The organism is Hydrogenophaga flava NBRC 102514 (genome assembly GCF_001571145.1).
Classification (GTDB): domain Bacteria; phylum Pseudomonadota; class Gammaproteobacteria; order Burkholderiales; family Burkholderiaceae_C; genus Hydrogenophaga; species Hydrogenophaga flava.
In genome coordinates this window covers 159290-175498 of the sequence record NZ_BCTF01000005.1, presented here as the reverse complement: position 1 = coordinate 175498, position 16209 = coordinate 159290, and the positions used below count along the sequence as shown (strand labels likewise).

Annotated in this window: 16 protein-coding genes; 11 read left to right on the top strand and 5 right to left on the bottom strand. The window is 68.4% G+C overall.

Annotated elements, in window-relative coordinates; all coding sequences use genetic code 11:
• The 6 genes from HFL01S_RS06860 to HFL01S_RS06835 all read left to right on the top strand — a co-directional run bounded on the left by HFL01S_RS06860 (window position 1) and on the right by HFL01S_RS06835 (window position 3597).
• Complete coding sequence (locus tag HFL01S_RS06860; protein ID WP_066256491.1) at window positions 1-366, top strand: CidA/LrgA family protein; 366 nt, start codon at window positions 1-3, stop codon at window positions 364-366.
• Window positions 356-1129 carry an LrgB family protein gene (locus HFL01S_RS06855; RefSeq protein WP_066256489.1) on the top strand — a complete coding sequence of 258 codons (774 nt, stop codon included), beginning with the start codon at window positions 356-358 and terminating at the stop codon, window positions 1127-1129. Before HFL01S_RS06860 ends, HFL01S_RS06855 begins: the two co-directional genes overlap by 11 nt.
• A gap of 187 nt (window positions 1130-1316) precedes the next feature.
• On the top strand, window positions 1317-1736 hold the full coding sequence (locus HFL01S_RS06850) for a DUF3597 domain-containing protein (RefSeq protein ID WP_066256487.1): 420 nt from the start codon (window positions 1317-1319) through the stop codon (window positions 1734-1736).
• 96 nt (window positions 1737-1832) lie between these two features.
• Complete coding sequence (locus HFL01S_RS06845) at window positions 1833-2210, top strand: VOC family protein (protein ID WP_066256484.1); 378 nt, start codon at window positions 1833-1835, stop codon at window positions 2208-2210.
• 79 nt (window positions 2211-2289) lie between these two features.
• A complete protein-coding gene (locus HFL01S_RS06840) occupies window positions 2290-2895 on the top strand; it encodes a DUF6151 family protein (RefSeq protein WP_066256481.1) in 606 nt (201 codons plus the stop codon).
• Window positions 2896-2904: 9 nt separating this feature from the next.
• The gene (locus tag HFL01S_RS06835) at window positions 2905-3597 is read left to right on the top strand and encodes a helix-turn-helix transcriptional regulator (RefSeq protein ID WP_066256477.1); all 693 of its coding nucleotides are present in this window, start codon (window positions 2905-2907) and stop codon (window positions 3595-3597) included.
• On the opposite strand, the gene HFL01S_RS06830 is transcribed toward HFL01S_RS06835, so the two are convergent.
• From HFL01S_RS06830 to HFL01S_RS06815, 4 genes are all read right to left on the bottom strand, one after another.
• Window positions 3598-5109, bottom strand: a complete 1512-nt coding sequence (locus HFL01S_RS06830; protein WP_157538790.1) for a SpoVR family protein — start codon at window positions 5107-5109, stop codon at window positions 3598-3600. It lies immediately after the preceding gene.
• Between the two features lie 88 nt (window positions 5110-5197).
• Window positions 5198-6478: a YeaH/YhbH family protein gene (locus HFL01S_RS06825; protein WP_218008604.1), complete on the bottom strand. Its 1281-nt coding sequence runs from the start codon at window positions 6476-6478 to the stop codon at window positions 5198-5200.
• Window positions 6479-6509: 31 nt separating this feature from the next.
• Complete coding sequence (locus HFL01S_RS06820) at window positions 6510-8432, bottom strand: PrkA family serine protein kinase (protein ID WP_066256472.1); 1923 nt, start codon at window positions 8430-8432, stop codon at window positions 6510-6512.
• A 137-nt stretch (window positions 8433-8569) separates the two neighbouring features.
• Window positions 8570-9052 (bottom strand): glutathione peroxidase, encoded by a 483-nt coding sequence (locus HFL01S_RS06815; RefSeq protein WP_066256470.1) that lies wholly within the window; start codon window positions 9050-9052, stop codon window positions 8570-8572.
• 175 nt (window positions 9053-9227) lie between these two features.
• On the opposite strand from HFL01S_RS06815, the gene HFL01S_RS06810 reads away from it, so the two are divergent.
• Entirely contained in the window at window positions 9228-10322 is a 1095-nt protein-coding gene (locus HFL01S_RS06810; protein ID WP_066256468.1) for a response regulator transcription factor, read from the top strand.
• Here HFL01S_RS06810 and lplT read toward each other — a convergent pair.
• Window positions 10319-11602, bottom strand: coding sequence for a lysophospholipid transporter LplT (gene lplT / locus HFL01S_RS06805; protein WP_066256465.1), 1284 nt, complete (start codon window positions 11600-11602; stop codon window positions 10319-10321). The genes HFL01S_RS06810 and lplT overlap by 4 nt on opposite strands.
• Window positions 11603-11847: 245 nt before the next feature.
• On the opposite strand from lplT, the gene HFL01S_RS06800 reads away from it, so the two are divergent.
• The 4 genes from HFL01S_RS06800 (at window position 11848) to HFL01S_RS06785 (ending at window position 16185) form a co-directional block, all read left to right on the top strand.
• Window positions 11848-12576: a hypothetical protein gene (locus HFL01S_RS06800; protein ID WP_218008603.1), complete on the top strand. Its 729-nt coding sequence runs from the start codon at window positions 11848-11850 to the stop codon at window positions 12574-12576.
• Window positions 12577-12582: 6 nt separating this feature from the next.
• Window positions 12583-13602, top strand: a complete 1020-nt coding sequence (locus HFL01S_RS06795; protein ID WP_066256463.1) for a DUF6976 family protein — start codon at window positions 12583-12585, stop codon at window positions 13600-13602.
• 115 nt (window positions 13603-13717) lie between these two features.
• Window positions 13718-14851 carry an alanine racemase gene (gene alr / locus HFL01S_RS06790; RefSeq protein ID WP_066256460.1) on the top strand — a complete coding sequence of 378 codons (1134 nt, stop codon included), beginning with the start codon at window positions 13718-13720 and terminating at the stop codon, window positions 14849-14851.
• A 95-nt stretch (window positions 14852-14946) separates the two neighbouring features.
• Window positions 14947-16185: an MFS transporter gene (locus HFL01S_RS06785; protein WP_066256458.1), complete on the top strand. Its 1239-nt coding sequence runs from the start codon at window positions 14947-14949 to the stop codon at window positions 16183-16185.
• The last annotated feature ends 24 nt before the right edge of the window (window positions 16186-16209 follow it).

Genomic DNA, 16209 nt, shown 5'->3' with positions numbered 1-16209 from the left:
ATGATCCCCTCGCTCGCCACCTTGCTGGTTTGCCAACTCATTGGCGAGGCGCTGGTGCGCACCCTCGCGGTCCCCGTGCCCGGCCCGGTGGTCGGCATGGCCGGGCTGCTGCTGGCGTTGGTGTGCAAACCCGCCTGGCTGGCCGCGCTCAAGCCCACCGCCGCGACCCTGCTGCAGCACCTCTCGCTGCTGTTCGTGCCCGCGGGTGTGGGTGTGATGCTGCACCTGCAGCGCCTGGGCGATGAGGCGCTGGCCATCGGCGTGGCGCTGGTGCTGAGCACCTGGATCGGCCTGGCCAGCGCGGCCCTGACCATGGCCTGGCTGATGAAGCGCGTGGCGCCGCCGGAGCAACGCCATGAGCGCTGAAGCGCCACTGATCCAGGTGGTCGCCGGCAGCGCCATCGGCGGCCGGCTGGTGGACGTCTGGGTCTACCTCTCGACCACGCCGCTGCTGGGCCTGGCGCTCACGCTGCTGGTCTACCAGGGCGCCTTCATGCTGTACCGCCGCAGCGGCTTTCACCCGCTGGCCAACCCGGTGGCGCTGGCGGTGATTGCCCTGGGCTCGCTGCTCTGGGCCACGGGCACGCCCTATGCCACCTACTTCGAGGGCGCGCAGTTCGTGCATTTCCTGCTCGGTCCCGCCACGGTGGCGCTGGCCGTGCCGCTGTACGAGCAGCTGCCGCGCCTCAAACGCCTGTGGCTGCCCATGCTGGGCGGCCTGGTGGTGGGCACGCTGGCGGCCACGGTGAGCGCCATCGGCATCGGCTGGGCGTTGGGGGCGGGCCCGGCCACCATCGCCTCGCTGGCGCCCAAGTCGGTCACCGCGCCGGTGGCCATGGGCATCGCCGAAAAGATCGGCGGCCTGCCCACGCTGACGGCGGTGCTGGTGGTCTGTACCGGCATCCTGGGGGCGGCCAGCGCGCGCAGCCTGTTCGACCTGCTGCGCATCACCGACCCGACCGTGCGCGGCTTCGCCCTGGGCACGGCGGCGCACGGCATCGGCACCGCGCGCGCCTTTCTGGTGAGTGAAGAAATGGGGGCCTTCGCCGGCCTGGCCATGGGCCTCTCGGCCCTGTTCAGCGCGGTCGCGCTGCCGCTGGTGGCGGGTGGGCTGCTGCGCTGGCTCTGAGCCGCGTGGTCCGCACCCGTGGCGCCAGTGGCACAGCCGCGGGCACTGCCGCACACGGCGGCCCCGGACCGACCCTTTGCGACGATTTGTCATGCTTTGGTGGCACATCGGCCGTTATGCTGTCCCTCCGAGGCCGAGCGCGTCCGGCCCGACACCTCCCTTCAATCGACGCCACAGGAGCAGCAGCATGGGTTTCTTCAGCAACATCCTCGAAAAACTCGGCATGAAGGACGCGGCCGCCGCGCCGGTCATCATTCCGCCCGCCGCCGCAGCCCCCGCACCCGCCCCGGCCGCCGCACCCGCCGCGGCCCCTGCGGCACCAGCCGCGCCTGTGGTCAATCCCATCGCCATGGTGGACGTGATGGCGCTGCTGACCGACAAGGCCGCCAAGCACCCCGAAAAGCTCAACTGGAAGACCTCCATCGTCGACCTGCTCAAGCTGCTGGGCCTGGACAGCAGCCTGGCCGCGCGCAAGGAACTGGCCAAGGAGCTGTACTGCCCCGACGAGCTGATGGCCGACTCGGCCAAGATGAACATGTGGCTGCACAAGAACGTGCTGGGCCACATCGCGGCCAACGGCGGCAACATCCCGCAAGAACTGCTCTGATGCGTTGATGCAACCGCTGACAGCCTGCTGCCACAGCGCTGTCAGCAGGGGGTCCGCAGACTCCGGGTTCTGTTCAACCACACCCTGGAGTCTTTCATGGCACACACCCTCAACTGGTTCGAAATCCCGGTCGCCGACATGGACCGCGCTGTGCGCTTCTACGAGGCGCTGACCCGCCAGTCCCTCAAGCGCGAAGCCTTTGGCGGCCCCGACCAGGAGCTGGCCGTGTTCCCCGGCGAGCGCGAGACCGACGTGCGCGGTGCGCTGTTCAGGAACCCGGTGATGCGGCCCGCCGACCAGGGCACCCTGGTCTACCTCAACGCCGGCGACGCGCTGGACCCCTGGATCGCGCGCGCCGAAGCCGCGGGCGGCCGGGTGGCCCAGCCCAAGGTGACCCTGCCCGAAGGCATGGGCTGTTTCGCGCACATCATCGACAGCGAAGGCAACCGCGTGGGCCTGCACGCGCTGGCGTGAAGGCCGGCTCCGGCACCGGGGCCGGAAGGTCCCGCGGTTCACGCACAATGAGCTCGCCACGTCGGCACAGGGAGACCCGATGACCACCGCCACCCACCCATTGCGCTGCCGCTGCGGTGCACTGCAAGGCCAGATCGAACGGAGCGGGCCGACCAGTCGCATGGTGTGCTACTGCAAGGACTGTCAGGCGTTCGCCCGCTACCTCGGTCCGGCCGGGCACGTGCTGGATGCGCAGGGCGGTTCGGATGTGGTGCAGCTGGCGCCGCACCGCATCCGGTTCACCCAAGGCATTGAACACCTCGCGGTGATGCGCCTGTCGCCCAAGGGCATGCTGCGCTGGTACGCCGCGTGCTGCCGCACCCCGGTGGGCAACACCATGACCAGCCGCAACATGCCGTTCACTGGTCTGCTCGTGCAGTGTCTGGACAGCGCGCCGCTGGAGGCTGCCTTCGGGCCCGTGCTGGCGAGCGCCAACACACAGAGCGCGCTGGACAACCCCAAGCCACGGGCATTCGGCCTGCCCGGAGCCGTGCTGCGGATCTTGCGGATCGTCGCCGGCAGTCGGCTGTCGGGGGCATACAAGGCCAACCCGTTCTTCGACGCAGCAGGCCTCCCGGTGGTCGAACCCACCGTGCTGACTGCGCAGGAGCGTGCCCGACTGGACACGGTGCCGACCACGGTCTGACGCCCAGCCATGCGCCGCGCCGATCGCCTTTTTGCCCTGGTCCAGCTGATCCGTGGCCGTCGCTTGTCCACCGCCGCCTGGCTGGCCGAGCGTCTGGAGGTCTCGGTGCGCACGGTCTACCGCGACGTGGCCGACCTGCAGCTGCAGGGCGTGCCCATCGAGGGCGAGGCGGGCGTGGGCTACCGGCTCGGCAAAGGCTTCGAGCTGCCGCCGCTGATGTTCACCGTTGACGAAGCGAGGGCCCTGGCGCTGGCCACCCGGATGGCGCAACAGTGGCTGGACCCGGCGATGGCGCTGGCCGCGGCGGATGCGATGTCGCGCGTGCTGTCGGTCCTGCCCGCTGGCGTGCGGGCCGAGGTGGAACGCCAGCCCTTGCTGATCGCGCCGGTGGGGCTGGAGCCCGCGCTGGGCCAGCGCCTGCAGGCGCTGCGCGAGGCGGCGCAGGCACGCCACCGGGTGACGCTGCGCTATGTCGACCAGGGCGAGCGGCGCACCGAGCGGCTGGTGCGGCCGCTGGGCTGTTTCTACTGGGGCCGGGTGTGGACGCTGGCGGCCTGGTGCGAGCAGCGACAGGACTTTCGCAACTTCCGGCTCGACCGCATGGAGGCGGTGCAGGTGGAGGCGTCGGTGTTCCCGGTCGAGCCGGGCCGGACGCTGGCCGACCTGCTGCGCCGCGAGACCGGGCAGAGCTTCTGGCCCTGATCAGGCCCGCACCGGCACCTCGCGGCGCCGGGTGACCTCGCCCTTGCTGTTGATGCTCTCCAGCTGCACGCCAAAGCCCCAGAGCCGGGCCACGTGCTTGAGCACCTCGCCCGCACTCTCGTGCAGCGGCCGGTCGTTGTGCTGCGTGTGGCGCAGCGTGAGCGAGCGGTCGCCGCGCAGGTTGACGTCCCAGACCTGGATGTTGGGCTCGCGCGAGCCCAGGTCGTACTGGCGGGCGAGCGACTCGCGCACACGCCGGTAGCCCGTCTCGTCATGGATGGCGCTGACCTCCAGCGTGTCCTGCTGGTCGTCGTCGACCAGGGCGAATAGGCGGAACTCGCGCATCAGCCGGGGGCTGAGGTACTGGCCGATGAAGCTCTCATCCTTGAAATTGCGCATGGCGTGGTCCAGCGCCGGCAGCCAGGGCGTGCCCGCCAGGTCGGGGAACCACTGCCGGTCCTCGTCGGTGGGGTTCTCGCAGATGCGCTTGATGTCGGTGTACATCGCGAAGCCCAGCGCATAGGGGTTGAGGCCGCTGTAGCGGCGGTCGCCGACGCCGGGCTGGAAGATCACGTTGGTGTGCGACTTGATCCACTCCATCATCACGCCGTCGGTGAGGAAGCCGTTGTCGTACATCTCGCTGAGCAGGCGGTGGTGCCAGAAGGTTGCCCAGCCCTCGTTCATCACCTGCGTCTGGCGCTGCGGGTAGAAGTACTGGGCGATCTTGCGCACGATGCGGATCACCTCGCGCTGCCAGGGCTCCAGCAGCGGCGCGTTCTTTTCGATGAAGTACAGGATGTTCTCTTCCGGCTCGGACGGAAAGCGCTTGGCCGCCTGGGCGTCGCCCTCGGCCTCGGCGCGCTTTGGCAGTGTGCGCCACAGCTCGTTGACCTGCTGCTGGGCGTAGGCCTCGCGGTCCTTGCGCTCGGCCAGTTCCTGCGCCAGCGACTTGCGGCTGGGCCGGCGGTAGCGGTCCACGCCGTGGTTCTGCAGCGCGTGGCAGGAGTCCAGCAGGTCTTCCACGGCGTCGATGCCGTGCCGTTCCTCGCACTCGGCGATGTAGTTGCGTGCGTAGACCAGGTAGTCGACGATCGCGCTCGCATCGGTCCACATGCGGAACAGGTAGTTGCCCTTGAAGAAGCTGTTGTGGCCGTAAGCGGCGTGGGCGATCACCAGCGCCTGCATCGCCATCGTGTTCTCCTCCATCAGGTAGGCGATGCAGGGGTCGCTGTTGATGACGATCTCGTAGGCCAGCCCCATGTGGCCGCGCTTGTAGTTCTTCTCTGTGACGATGAATTCCTTGCCGAAGCGCCAGTGGCGGTAGTTGACCGGCATGCCGACGCTGGCGTAGGCGTCCATCATCTGCTCGGCGGTGATCACTTCCAGCTGGTTGGCGTAGGTGTCCAGGCCGAAGCGGCGCGCGGTGCGTTCGATCACCTCGTGGTAGCGCTCGATCAGCTCGAAGGTCCAGTCGCTGGGGCCGGGCAGGGGCTCGGCCGGCCGGGGCAGCATCGGCAGGGGTTGCTGGAGATTGCTCACTGGACTACCCTCCGTGCTGCGCACTGCGGGGCTGAGCGCCTTGGGAACGGCCCGGCGGCGCTCATGCCGGCGCTCCTTCCTTGCGGAACAGGTCGCGGAACACCGGGTAGATCTCGGACGCGCCCGAGACCTTGCGCAGCGCGAAATTCGGGTGCGCCTGGCTCAGTGCCTCGTAGGCCTGCCACAGGTTCTGCTCCTCTTCGGTCACCTGGATGTAGGCGTAGTAGCGGCAGGCCGGCAGCAGGCGGGCGCTCAGCAGCTCGGCGCACTTGGGCGAATCGTTCATCCAGTTGTCGCCGTCGCTGGCCTGGGCGCCGTAGATGTTCCACTCGTGCGGGTTGTAGCGCTCGCGCACGATGCGGTCCATCAGCTCCAGCGCGCTGGAGACCACGGTGCCGCCGGTTTCGCGGGCATGGAAGAACTCGTCCTCGGTGACCTCCTGGGCCTGGGTGTGGTGGCGGATGAACACCAGGTCGATCTGGTCGTAGTGCCGGGTCAGGAACAGGTAGAGCAGCACGAAGAAGCGCTTGGCCAGGTCCTTGCGCTGTTCGTCCATCGAGCCGGAGACGTCCATCAGGCAGAACATCACGGCGCGGGCGCTGGGCACCGGCACCCGCACATGGCTGCGGAACTTGAGGTCGATCGGGTCGATGTAGGGCAGGCGCTCGATGCGCCAGCGCAGCTGCTTGAGCCGCGCCTCCAGCTCGGCCACCTGGCTGCGGGCCACCGGGTCGTCGCCTTGGCGGCGCAGCTCGGCGATGCGCTCCTCCAGTTCGGCGCACTCGCGCCGCACGGCGCCGCCCAGGGCGATGCGGCGGCCGTAGGCGCCGCGCATCGAGCGCACGATGTGCAGGTTGTTGGGCGTGCCGCTGCTGGTGAAGCCGGCGCGCCGGGTCTTGAACTCGGGCACCTGCGCCAGCTGCGTGCGGACCAGGTTGGGCAGGGCCAGGTCGTCGAAGAAGACCTGCATGAACTCCTCGCGGCTGAGCGCGAAGGTGAAGTCGTCTTCGCCCTCGCCGCTGTCGCTGGCCTGGCCGCTTCCGCTGCCCTGTCCGGTGCCGCCCTGGGGCCGCTGGATGCGGTCGCCCCTCAGGTACTCGCGGTTGCCAGTGTGCACCACCTCGCGCTTGCCGCCGGTGCCGTGGCGGAACTCGGGCTCGGACAGGTCGCGCTGCGGGATGTGGACCTCCTCGCCGCGCTCGACATCGCGGATGCCGCGCCCGCTGATGGCGCGCCGCACCGCTTCGCCGATCTGCTCGCGGTAGCGGCGCAGAAAGCGCTCCCGGTTGCCGATGGATTTGTTCTTGCCCGCCAGCCGCCGATCAATGATGGACTGCAGCATGCATGTTCCTGGTGGAAGTCGGCCCCCGTGATCAGCTGGACTTGCGCACGCGCAGGTACCACTCGCACAGCAGGCGCACCTGCTTGGGCGTGTAGCCCTTGGCCACCATGCGGGTGACGAAGTCCTCGTGCTTCTTGGCCTCGTCGGCGCTGGCCTTGGCGTTGAAGCTGATCACCGGCAGCAGCTCCTCGGTGTTGCTGAACATCTTCTTCTCTATCACCGTGCGCAGCTTCTCATAGCTGGTCCACAGCGGGTTGTGGCCGGCGTTGTTGGCGCGCGCACGCAGCACGAAGTTGACGATTTCGTTGCGGAAGTCCTTGGGGTTGCTGATGCCCGCGGGCTTCTCGATCTTCTCCAGCTCGGCGTTGAGCGACTGGCGGTCGAACACCTCGCCGGTGTCGGTGTCGCGGTACTCGTGGTCCTGTATCCAGTAGTCGGCGTAGGTGACGTAGCGGTCGAAGATGTTCTGGCCGTACTCCGAATAGCTCTCCAGGTAGGCGGTCTGGATCTCCTTGCCGATGAACTCGGCGTAGCGCGGCGCCAGCTGCTCCTTGATGAAGCCGACGTACTTCTGCTCCATTTCCTGCGGGAACTGCTCGCGCTCGATCTGCTGCTCCAGCACATACATCAGGTGCACCGGGTTGGCGGCCACCTCGGTGGAATCGAAGTTGAAGACCTTGGAGATGATCTTGAACGCGAAGCGCGTGGAGATGCCGTTCATGCCCTCGTCGACACCAGCGAAGTCGCGGTACTCCTGGTAGCTCTTGGCGCGCGGGTCGGTGTCCTTGAGGTTCTCGCCGTCGTAGACCTGCATCTTGGAGTACAGGGACGAGTTCTCCGGCTCCTTCAGGCGTGTGAGCACCGAGAACTGCGCCATCATCTTGAGCGTGCCCGGTGCGCAGGTGGCCTGCGAGAGCGAGGAGTGGCGGATCAGCTTCTCGTAGATCTTCACCTCCTCGGACACGCGCAGGCAGTACGGCACCTTGACGATGTAGATGCGGTCGAGGAAGGCCTCGTTGTTCTTGTTGTTGCGGAAGGCCTTCCACTCGCTCTCGTTGCTGTGCGCCAGCACGATGCCGTCGAACGGGATGGCGCCGAAACCTTCGGTGCCCTTGAAGTTGCCCTCCTGCGTGGCGGTCAGCAGCGGATGCAGCACCTTGATGGGTGCCTTGAACATCTCGACGAATTCCATCAAGCCCTGGTTGGACAGGCACAGACCGCCCGAGTAGCTGTAGGCGTCGGGGTCGTCCTGCGCATAGGTCTCCAGCTTGCGGATGTCCACCTTGCCCACCAGAGAGCTGATGTCCTGGTTGTTCTCGTCGCCCGGCTCGGTCTTGCTGACCGCGATCTGGCGCAGCACCGAGGGGTGGCGCTTGACCACGCGGAAGCGCCGGATGTCGCCGCCGTATTCCTCCAGCCGCTTGACGGCCCAGGGGCTCATGATGCGGTTGAGGTAGCGCCGCGGGATGCCGAACTGTTCTTCCAGCAGCGGCGCGTCTTCCACCGGATCAAACAGCCCCAGTGGAGACTCGTTGACCGGCGAGCCCTTGATGGCGTAGAAAGGCACCAGCTCCATGAGCTGCTTGAGCCGCTCGGCGATCGAACTCTTGCCGCCGCCCACCGGCCCGAGCAGATAGAGGATCTGCTTCTTCTCTTCCAGACCCTGCGCGGCGTGGCGGAAGTAGGACACGACCTGCTCGATCGAGTCCTCCATGCCATAGAACTCGGCAAAGGCCGGGTAGACCTTGATGACCTTGTTGGCAAACAGGCGCGAGAGCCGCGGGTCGTTGCGCGTGTCGACCATCTGCGGTTCGCCGATGGCCTTGAGCATGCGCTCGGCCGGGGTGGCGTAGGCCAGCGGGTTGCGCTTGCATTCGGCCAGATATTCCTCCAGCGACATCTCCTCTTCGCGGGTGCGTTCGAAGCGGGCACTGAAGCTGCTGATGACGTCCATGGCGACCTCCTGTGGGGTTGCAACGTTGGATCACAACGCAGCCCTCAGGTTCACAGAAATTCGGTCGCGTGAAAAGCCCCTGGTGTTGCGTATGGCGTGAAAGATCAGACACCGTGCGACATTGCACTGCCCCGCGTTCAGGCCAGCGCGGCCTCGATGTCACCGGCCAGCTTCTCGGGTGCGTCCTGCGGTGCGTAACGTTTGATCACGCGGCCGCCCCGGCCCACCAGGAACTTGGTGAAGTTCCATTTGATGGCCTTGCTGCCGAGCAGCCCGGGCGCCTCGGCGGTGAGCCAGCGGTACAGCGGGTGGGCCTCGGCGCCGTTGACATCGATCTTGCTCATCATTGGAAAGCTCACACCGTAGTTGCGCTGGCAGAACGTGGCAATCTCGCTGTCGCTGCCCGGGTCCTGGCTGCCAAACTGGTTGCACGGAAAACCCAGCACCACCAGCCCGCGGTCGCCGTAGGTCTTGTGCAGCTGCTCCAGACCAGCGAACTGCGGCGTGAAGCCGCAGGCACTGGCGGTGTTGACGATGAGCATGGGCTGGCCGCGGTACTGCGAAAGCGGTACCGGCTTGCCGTCGATCGACTGGGCCTGGAATTCATAGATGCTGGACACCGGAAGCGCTCCTCATGGGGTGGTGGGGATGTGTGGGCCGTTTCACGCGGACCGCACAGGCTGGAACTGTGTCACGTTGCGCCGTTCTGCATGCAAACCGGAACAGAGCCCGGGACGGTCGAGCGGGCATACTCTTGGCAGTTGGGTAGTCCCTTTGTATTCGGTGGAGAGGTGAATGGCAGGCTCATTTTCGTTGGCCCTGGTCGGTTTTCCCGAGAGCGAATCGGCCACGTTCGAATCGTTCTTCCGGCTGGCGGCGCGTCGACCGCCGGCCTACGTGGTGCAGGACGAGGTGCTGGACGCCCAGGTCCTGGTGGTCAATGCCGACAACGCCCAGGCCGTGCACCTGGTGCGCCACGCCGAGCTGCAGGGCCGGGTGCTGCTGATCGGCCACACCGATGCCGGCACCGGCTGGCCGCTGCAGCGCAAGCCGGTCAAGCTGGTGGGCGTGCTGGCCGCGCTGGACGAGCTGGTCGGCGTGCGGCCGCGGCAGGCCGCGGCACCCGCCGCTGCGGTGGCGCCGCGCCAAGGGGCTGATCGCGGCTTTGCCGCCACCGAACCACTGACCGGTGCCGTGGTGGCGCCGCCTGTGGCGCGCACGCGCCGCCGCTCGCCCGACACCGAGTTCCCGGCGACGCGGCCCATGGTTCGTGAGCGCCTGCCAAGCGCCGCGCCGCCGGTGCTGCGCCGCGAGATGACGCGCATGCCGCCCACCCCGTCCCAGCCGGTCGGGGTGGTGCGGGTCACCGACTTCGGGGCGCTGGACCCGGTGCCGGCACCCCCGCCGCCTTCCCGCGCACCGGCGTCCCGCTCGATGCGTTCCCGTAACAGCCGGACGGCGGCGCCGGTGCCGGAGGTCCAGCGCGGTGATGTGCTGCTGGTGGCCGAAAGCCTGGTGGAAGGTCGCATCCTGCACAAGCGTTTCAAACGCTACGGGCTGAACATCGACTGGTCGCGCGAGGCGCCCCAGGCGCTGGCCCTGCTCAAGGAGCATCCCTACCGGCTGGTGGCGATCGACCGCATCAAGGGCGAAGCCGATGCCTACTCGGTGTGCCGCAGCGCCAAGCAGCGCAAGCTGCCCAATGGCAGCGCACCGGTGGTCATGATGTTCGCGCCCACCGCCGGCAGCATGGACCGCATCAAGGCGGGGCTGGCGGGTTGCGACGCCTACCTCTCCCGCTCAGTGGGCGAGGCCGAGTTCTACAAGGTGCTGGCGCAGCACCGGCTGGTCAATCTGGACGGCTTCGAGCGCACCAACATCAACTTCTAGCCGTGCAGATCGTCCCGGCGGGCGATCTCCAGCAGCCGCTCCAGCTCCACACCGTGGTGCCGCTGGTTGTGCTGGTGCCACTTCATGATCAGCCACATGAAGCCGGCCACGATCAGGCCGAAGATGGTGATGGCGGCGAAGGCCGAAAGGCCCATGCCGGTGGAGAAGCTGTAGAGCGCGCCCAACACCAGGATGCAGGCCTGTTCGTTGAAGTTCTGCACCGCGATGGATCGGCCCGCGCCCATGAGGTTGTGGCCCCGGTGCTGCAGCAGCGCGTTCATCGGCACCACCAGGAAACCGCCCAGGCCGCCCAGCAGCACCAGGAAGGGCGCGGCCACCCAGACGTTGTCGATGAAGTTCATCCCGATCACCAGCAGGCCCATGCCGATGCCCAGTGGCATGACGCGGGTCGCCTGGTCCAGCCGCATGCGCATCGAGGCCACCACCGCGCCCACGGCCGTGCCCAGCGCCACCACGCCCACCAGGGACGACGCCTGGGTGGTGGTGTAGCCCAGCGCGGCGCCGGCCCAGGCCAGCACGATGTATCGCAGGTTGCCGCTGACGCCCCAGAACAGCGTGGTGGTGGACAGCGAGATCTGGCCCAGGTGGTCTTTCCAGAGCCGGCCGTTGCAGCGCCAGAAATCGGGCAGCAGCTCCAGCGGGTTCTTCGGCATCGGCCGCGGTGTCACCCCGGTGAGCGGGATGCGCAGGTTGAAGGCCGCGGCCAGCGCGTACACGCTCACCAGCACCGCGATGGCGGCCTCGGCCGGGTGGTCGATGCCGGTGGTCAGCCCGGGGGCGTCGACCGACAGCAGCAGCGATGAAAGGTAGGGGCCGACGAGCTGGCCGCCCAGCAGCACGCCCAGGATGATGGAGGCGATGGTCAGGCCCTCGATCCAGCCGTTGGCCTTGACCAGCTGGGACGGTGGCAGCAGTTCGGTGAGGATGCCGTACTTGGCGGGTGAGTAGGCGGCGGCGCCCAGGCCCACCAGGGTGTAGGCCAGCAGTGGGTGCACACCCATCAGCATCAGCAGGCAGCCCGCGACCTTGATCGCGTTGCTGATGAACATCACCTGGCCCTTGGGCCGTGCGTCGGCGAAGGCGCCCACGAACGGGGCCAGGGCGACGTAGAACAGGGCGAACAGGGGGACGAGGGCCGCGCTCTGCCACTCGGGGGCGTGGCGGCTGCGCAGCAGCTCGATGGCGGCTACGAACAGCGCGTTGTCAGCCAGGGAGCTGAAGAACTGCGCCGTCATGATGGTGTAGAAGCCGCGCTTCATCGAGGGTCTTGTTGTGGCCGGCGTTCGGGGTCCGGGGGGTGGCGGCTGCGGGGGCCTCGGGCTGTCTCCAACGATGCGGCGGTTATAGCACGCCACCCGGGCCGTTCCGCCCCGGTTCGGGACGGTGTTGCGCCTGGTGGCAGCGGCGCCGCCAGGAGTGGCGCCGGGTGTGTCAGTTTGGCGCAAGACCGGGCTGGAACGGGTCTTGCGGCCAGTTTCCCCACACCAATGAGGAGACACCCCACATGATCAGCATCGACAAGGCGCTGCTGCGGCAGCTGCTGTTGATAGAGCGCCCCTGGGAAGTTCGCGACTACCGCCTGGACGTGCGCAAGCGGCGCTGCGATGTCTGGATCGGACAGGAGCCCGAGCGCGGCTGGTTCGGCCGGCCCAAGGCGGCGCCGGCGGGGGAGGTGGCGGTCTGGCAGCACCTGGCGATCGGGCCGGTCCGCTTTCATCTGCACGTGAACCTGCCGCCCGGGGTCGAATCCAGGGGCATTGGCTGGATGGGCGAACCCGGCATGCCGTTCACCCGGGCGCTGGCGGCGCGGGTGTTCGCGCTGTTTGGCGAGGGCGTGCCGCTGCAGTCGGTGTGCACCCTGCTGGACCTGAGCCTGCAGGATGTCTGGCGCTACCGCTATGCGCTGGACACCGGCCGCGCCGGGGGCGCCGAACCCGTGGCGCGTACGACGGACCCGGCGCCAGCCCCGGTGGCCACGCTCGCCGAGCCGGCCCCGGCCAGCGCCGCCGTGCCCGATGTGACCGACCCGGTCTGGCTGCGCCTGCTCGACGGCGACCTGAGTCTGGACATCAAGGTGCTCAGCCTCAAGCTGATGCTGACCAAGCTGCGCTCGCAGCTGGACCTGATCCACGACGAGGAGGTGCGCCTGCTCAAGCTCAAGGAGCTGCACCGCTACTTCGTCAAGAACGAGCGCGTGCTCGCCCACGAACTGGACCAGCTGCGGCTGGGGTGACCCGACATGAACGCTTCCCGAACCCCACCGGCACGCCCCGTCAGCGGCACGCTGATGGACCTGCAGGACGCCCTGGTGGCGATCCGTAGCGGCGCCTACCTCACGATCGCGGCCGACGAGGCCCTGCTGCGCCGCCTGCCGCCGGGCAACTGGCTGGCCGGCAGCATCCCGTACTTCATGGCCCAGGACGGTGGCGAGACCTCGCGCCAGAAGCTCTTCGTCACCGAGTTGCCCACCCACGCCGGCACGCCGCAGCTGCGCTGGTACGACGCCGCCAGCCTGCCCAAGGTGGCGCTGGACGCGCCGGCCCACGGGCTGACGGTGCTGATCGTGCCCGCCTTCTCCGACGTGCATTCGCGCTTCGCCCGCGAGGCCCCGGCCTTCGAGGACATGTACATGAAGCCGCTGGTGGGCTGGATCGCGGGCGTGCACCTGGACGACCTGGGCCAGGCCGCGCCGGTGGTGGCCAACGGCCAGACCCTGGTGTTCAGCCAGGACCGCGCGCTGGCGGTGCACATTCCGCTGCCCGAGTCGATCTATCCGCGCATCGACATCCTCAACCTGTTCCGGCCAGGCGGCGGCGATGCGATCCGTTTTCCGTCCACCGGCTTCTCGGCGCAGGAGTGCTTCGTCAATGGCCAGCTGGTGAACCTGGCGCAGTACCTGACGCAGCACCACATCGACACCCGCCTGCCGCTGGTGGCCGACTATTCGGGCGCGATGATCAACGTCTCGTTCAAGGCGGTGGACGCGGCGGCCGGGCGCGTGGATTTCTATGCCCCGGTGTTCGACGACGTGGAGTACCGCATCGCCGAGCCGGTGCCCGACTACGCGCAGGCGTTTGCGCAGTCGCTGCCGGGTGATGCGCTGGGCGCGCGCTGGAGCTGCAACTGCATCCTCAACTACCTGTACGGCGGGCTCGAAGGCCAGCGCACCGGGCCGATCACCGGTCCCATGACCTTCGGCGAGATCGCCTACCAGCTGCTCAACCAGACCATGGTCTACGTGAACCTGGAGAGGCTGTAGAAGCCGCGCTGCTTCCACATGAATCGCCCTGCGGGGCCGTGGCGCCGGAGCGGGTTTGTGCGACAGTCGTCGCTTTGCGACTTCCCTCGCGCAAGCCCATCTGCCCGGTTCCGCCATGCCCCGCCCGATCCTCGCCACCGTCCACCCCGAAGCGCTTGAACACAACCTGAACCAGGCCCGCGTGCGCGCGCCCGACGCCCGCGTCTGGGCGGTGGTCAAGGCCAACGCCTACGGGCACGGCATCGAGCGCGTGTTCCCGGCCCTGCGCAGCACCGATGGCTTTGCCATGATCGACCTGGCCGAGGCCGAGCGCCTGCGCGCGCTCGACTGGCGCGGTCCCCTGCTGCTGCTCGAAGGTGTGTTCGAGCCGCGCGACCTCGAACTCTGCTCGCGCCTGAACATCTGGCACGCGGTGCACTGCACCGAGCAGATCGACTGGCTGGCCGCGCACAAGACACACACGCCGCACCGCGTCTTCCTCAAGCTCAACAGCGGCATGAACCGCCTGGGCTTCCGGCCCGAGGCATTCCGCGCCGCCTGGGCGCGGCTGAACGCACTGCCGCAGGTGGAAGAGATCTCGCTGATGACGCATTTCTCCGATGCCGACGGCCCGCGCGGCATCGCCCACCAGGTGGCCGCCTTCGAGGCCGCCACCGCCGACCTGCCCGGTGAGCGCAGCCTGTGCAACAGCGCGGCCATCCTGCGCCACGCGAACACTCCGCTGCGCGGCGCCGGTGTCAGCATGCTGGCGGCCGACTGGGTGCGCGAAGGCATCGCACTCTACGGCGGCGCGCCCGACCATCCTGAGAACACGGCCGCTGGCTGGGGTCTCAAACCCACCATGAGCCTGACCACCAAGGTCATCGGTGTGCAGAGCCTGCAGCCCGGCGACACCGTGGGCTACGGCTCGGCCTTCACCGCCGAGCAGCCCATGCGCGTCGGCGTCATCGCCTGTGGTTACGCCGACGGCTACCCGCGCCACGCGCCCACCGGCACACTGGTGCTGGTGAACGGTGTGCGCACCCGCACCGTCGGCCGCGTCAGCATGGACATGATCACCGTCGACCTGGCGCCGCTGGACGCCGCCGGCGTGCCGGCAGGCATCGGCAGCGAAGTCGTGCTCTGGGGTGTCTCGCCGTCCACGGGGGCGGAATTGCCGGTGGACGAGGTGGCCCGTTCCGCAGGCACCATCAGCTACGAGCTGCTGTGCGCGGTCGCACCACGCGTACCGTTCGCCGAGTCGGCTTAGAGCCCGGTTACCACACAGGTTCATTTGCAGGCCCCGCCGGACACCGGGGCGGTTCCCGGAAGACAATCGATTGCATTCCCGATTGAAAGCCTGATGTGAACCCCGTTTCCGCCTTCCTGGCCGCCCCGCTGAAAACCCTGCGCGGCCTCCCCTACGTCGCCTGGATCATCCTGTACTGCGCCCTCACCTGGGGCATCTTCGGGGCGCTGCTGGGGGCGGTGACCCCCAACCTGCGTGCCCAGATGGGCGTGTCCTTCCAGCAGATGGGCTGGCTGATGGCGATCTGGAGCGCCGGCGGTGCGGTCGGCTCGCTGCTGGGCGGCGCCATCGCCAAACGCTTTCCGCCGCGCCGCCTGCTGCGCGCCTACACCGCGGCCGTGGTGGTGGCGCTGGCGGGCGTGCTGCTGGCGCCCAGCTTCGGCTGGCTGGCCTTCTTCATGGTGACCATCGCCACCTTCGAGACCGCGCTGTTCACCGTGGGCCACGGCCTGCTGGCCGAACTGAGCGACGAGCCCGAGCAGCGCGCCCGCATCATCAGCCTGGTCGACGTCGGCTACAGCCTGGGCACCATGTTCTCGCCGCTGATGGCGGCCGCGGTGCTGGCGGCCAACCCGAACTGGCGCGGCCCCTATGTGGTGTTCGGCTTCATGGCGCTGGTGATGCTGCTGATGACGCTGCAGCGCCGCTACCTGCGCAGCGTGGCTTTTCGCAGCGACCACGCGCACGCCGAGGCCACCGGACAAGTGCACCAGCCGCTGGATTACGGCGGCCTGCTGCGCCAGCCATTGGTGCGCTGGGTGCTGTTCGCCGGCGTGTGCAGCGGCCTGTGCGAGTGGGGCCAGTACTTCTGGTTCGTGAGCTTCGCCACCGAGGCGCTGGGCGAGAGCGACCAGGTGGCCCGCATGGCCCTGGGCTTCCTGATGGCCGGCATGGTCACCGGCCGGGTCTGGCAGGCCTTCGTGCACAGCCGCTGGAGCATGGAACAGAAGATCCAGGGCCTGGGCGCGCTGGCGGCGCTGGCGGTCACGGGCGTCTGGCTGAGCCCGGCCGATGCGCCCTTCGTCTGGCTGGCGCTGTGCAACTACCTCACCGGCCTGGGCGTTTCGGTGGGCTTCCCCATCCTGCTGGGCATCGCGCTGCGCGGCTTCCCGCAGGAGGCGCCGCGCCTGTCGGCCCTGCTGATGATCTCTTTCACCGTCGGGGCCCAGATCGCGGCCCTGCTGATGGGCGAACTCGCCGAACACTTCGGCCTGCGCGCCGCCTACGCGGTGCTGGTGGTGGCGGCGCTGAGCTTCTTCGGGGCGGCCTGGGTGCTGGCGCGGCAGCGCCGCTGAGACGGGGCGGCCGCCGAAAGGCGG

What these genes read in the sequence shown, in the direction of transcription:
- HFL01S_RS06860 (WP_066256491.1), top strand. Translation starts at nt 1, where the DNA reads ATGATCCCCTCGCTCGCCACCTTGCTGGTTTGCCAACTCATTGGCGAG.
- HFL01S_RS06855 (WP_066256489.1), top strand. Translation starts at nt 356, where the DNA reads ATGAGCGCTGAAGCGCCACTGATCCAGGTGGTCGCCGGCAGCGCCATC.
- HFL01S_RS06850 (WP_066256487.1), top strand. Translation starts at nt 1,317, where the DNA reads ATGGGTTTCTTCAGCAACATCCTCGAAAAACTCGGCATGAAGGACGCG.
- HFL01S_RS06845 (WP_066256484.1), top strand. Translation starts at nt 1,833, where the DNA reads ATGGCACACACCCTCAACTGGTTCGAAATCCCGGTCGCCGACATGGAC.
- HFL01S_RS06840 (WP_066256481.1), top strand. Translation starts at nt 2,290, where the DNA reads ATGACCACCGCCACCCACCCATTGCGCTGCCGCTGCGGTGCACTGCAA.
- HFL01S_RS06835 (WP_066256477.1), top strand. Translation starts at nt 2,905, where the DNA reads ATGCGCCGCGCCGATCGCCTTTTTGCCCTGGTCCAGCTGATCCGTGGC.
- HFL01S_RS06830 (WP_157538790.1), bottom strand. Translation starts at nt 5,109, where the DNA reads ATGCTGCCCCGGCCGGCCGAGCCCCTGCCCGGCCCCAGCGACTGGACC.
- HFL01S_RS06825 (WP_218008604.1), bottom strand. Translation starts at nt 6,478, where the DNA reads ATGCTGCAGTCCATCATTGATCGGCGGCTGGCGGGCAAGAACAAATCC.
- HFL01S_RS06820 (WP_066256472.1), bottom strand. Translation starts at nt 8,432, where the DNA reads ATGGACGTCATCAGCAGCTTCAGTGCCCGCTTCGAACGCACCCGCGAA.
- HFL01S_RS06810 (WP_066256468.1), top strand. Translation starts at nt 9,228, where the DNA reads ATGGCAGGCTCATTTTCGTTGGCCCTGGTCGGTTTTCCCGAGAGCGAA.
- lplT (WP_066256465.1), bottom strand. Translation starts at nt 11,602, where the DNA reads ATGAAGCGCGGCTTCTACACCATCATGACGGCGCAGTTCTTCAGCTCC.
- HFL01S_RS06800 (WP_218008603.1), top strand. Translation starts at nt 11,848, where the DNA reads ATGATCAGCATCGACAAGGCGCTGCTGCGGCAGCTGCTGTTGATAGAG.
- HFL01S_RS06795 (WP_066256463.1), top strand. Translation starts at nt 12,583, where the DNA reads ATGAACGCTTCCCGAACCCCACCGGCACGCCCCGTCAGCGGCACGCTG.
- alr (WP_066256460.1), top strand. Translation starts at nt 13,718, where the DNA reads ATGCCCCGCCCGATCCTCGCCACCGTCCACCCCGAAGCGCTTGAACAC.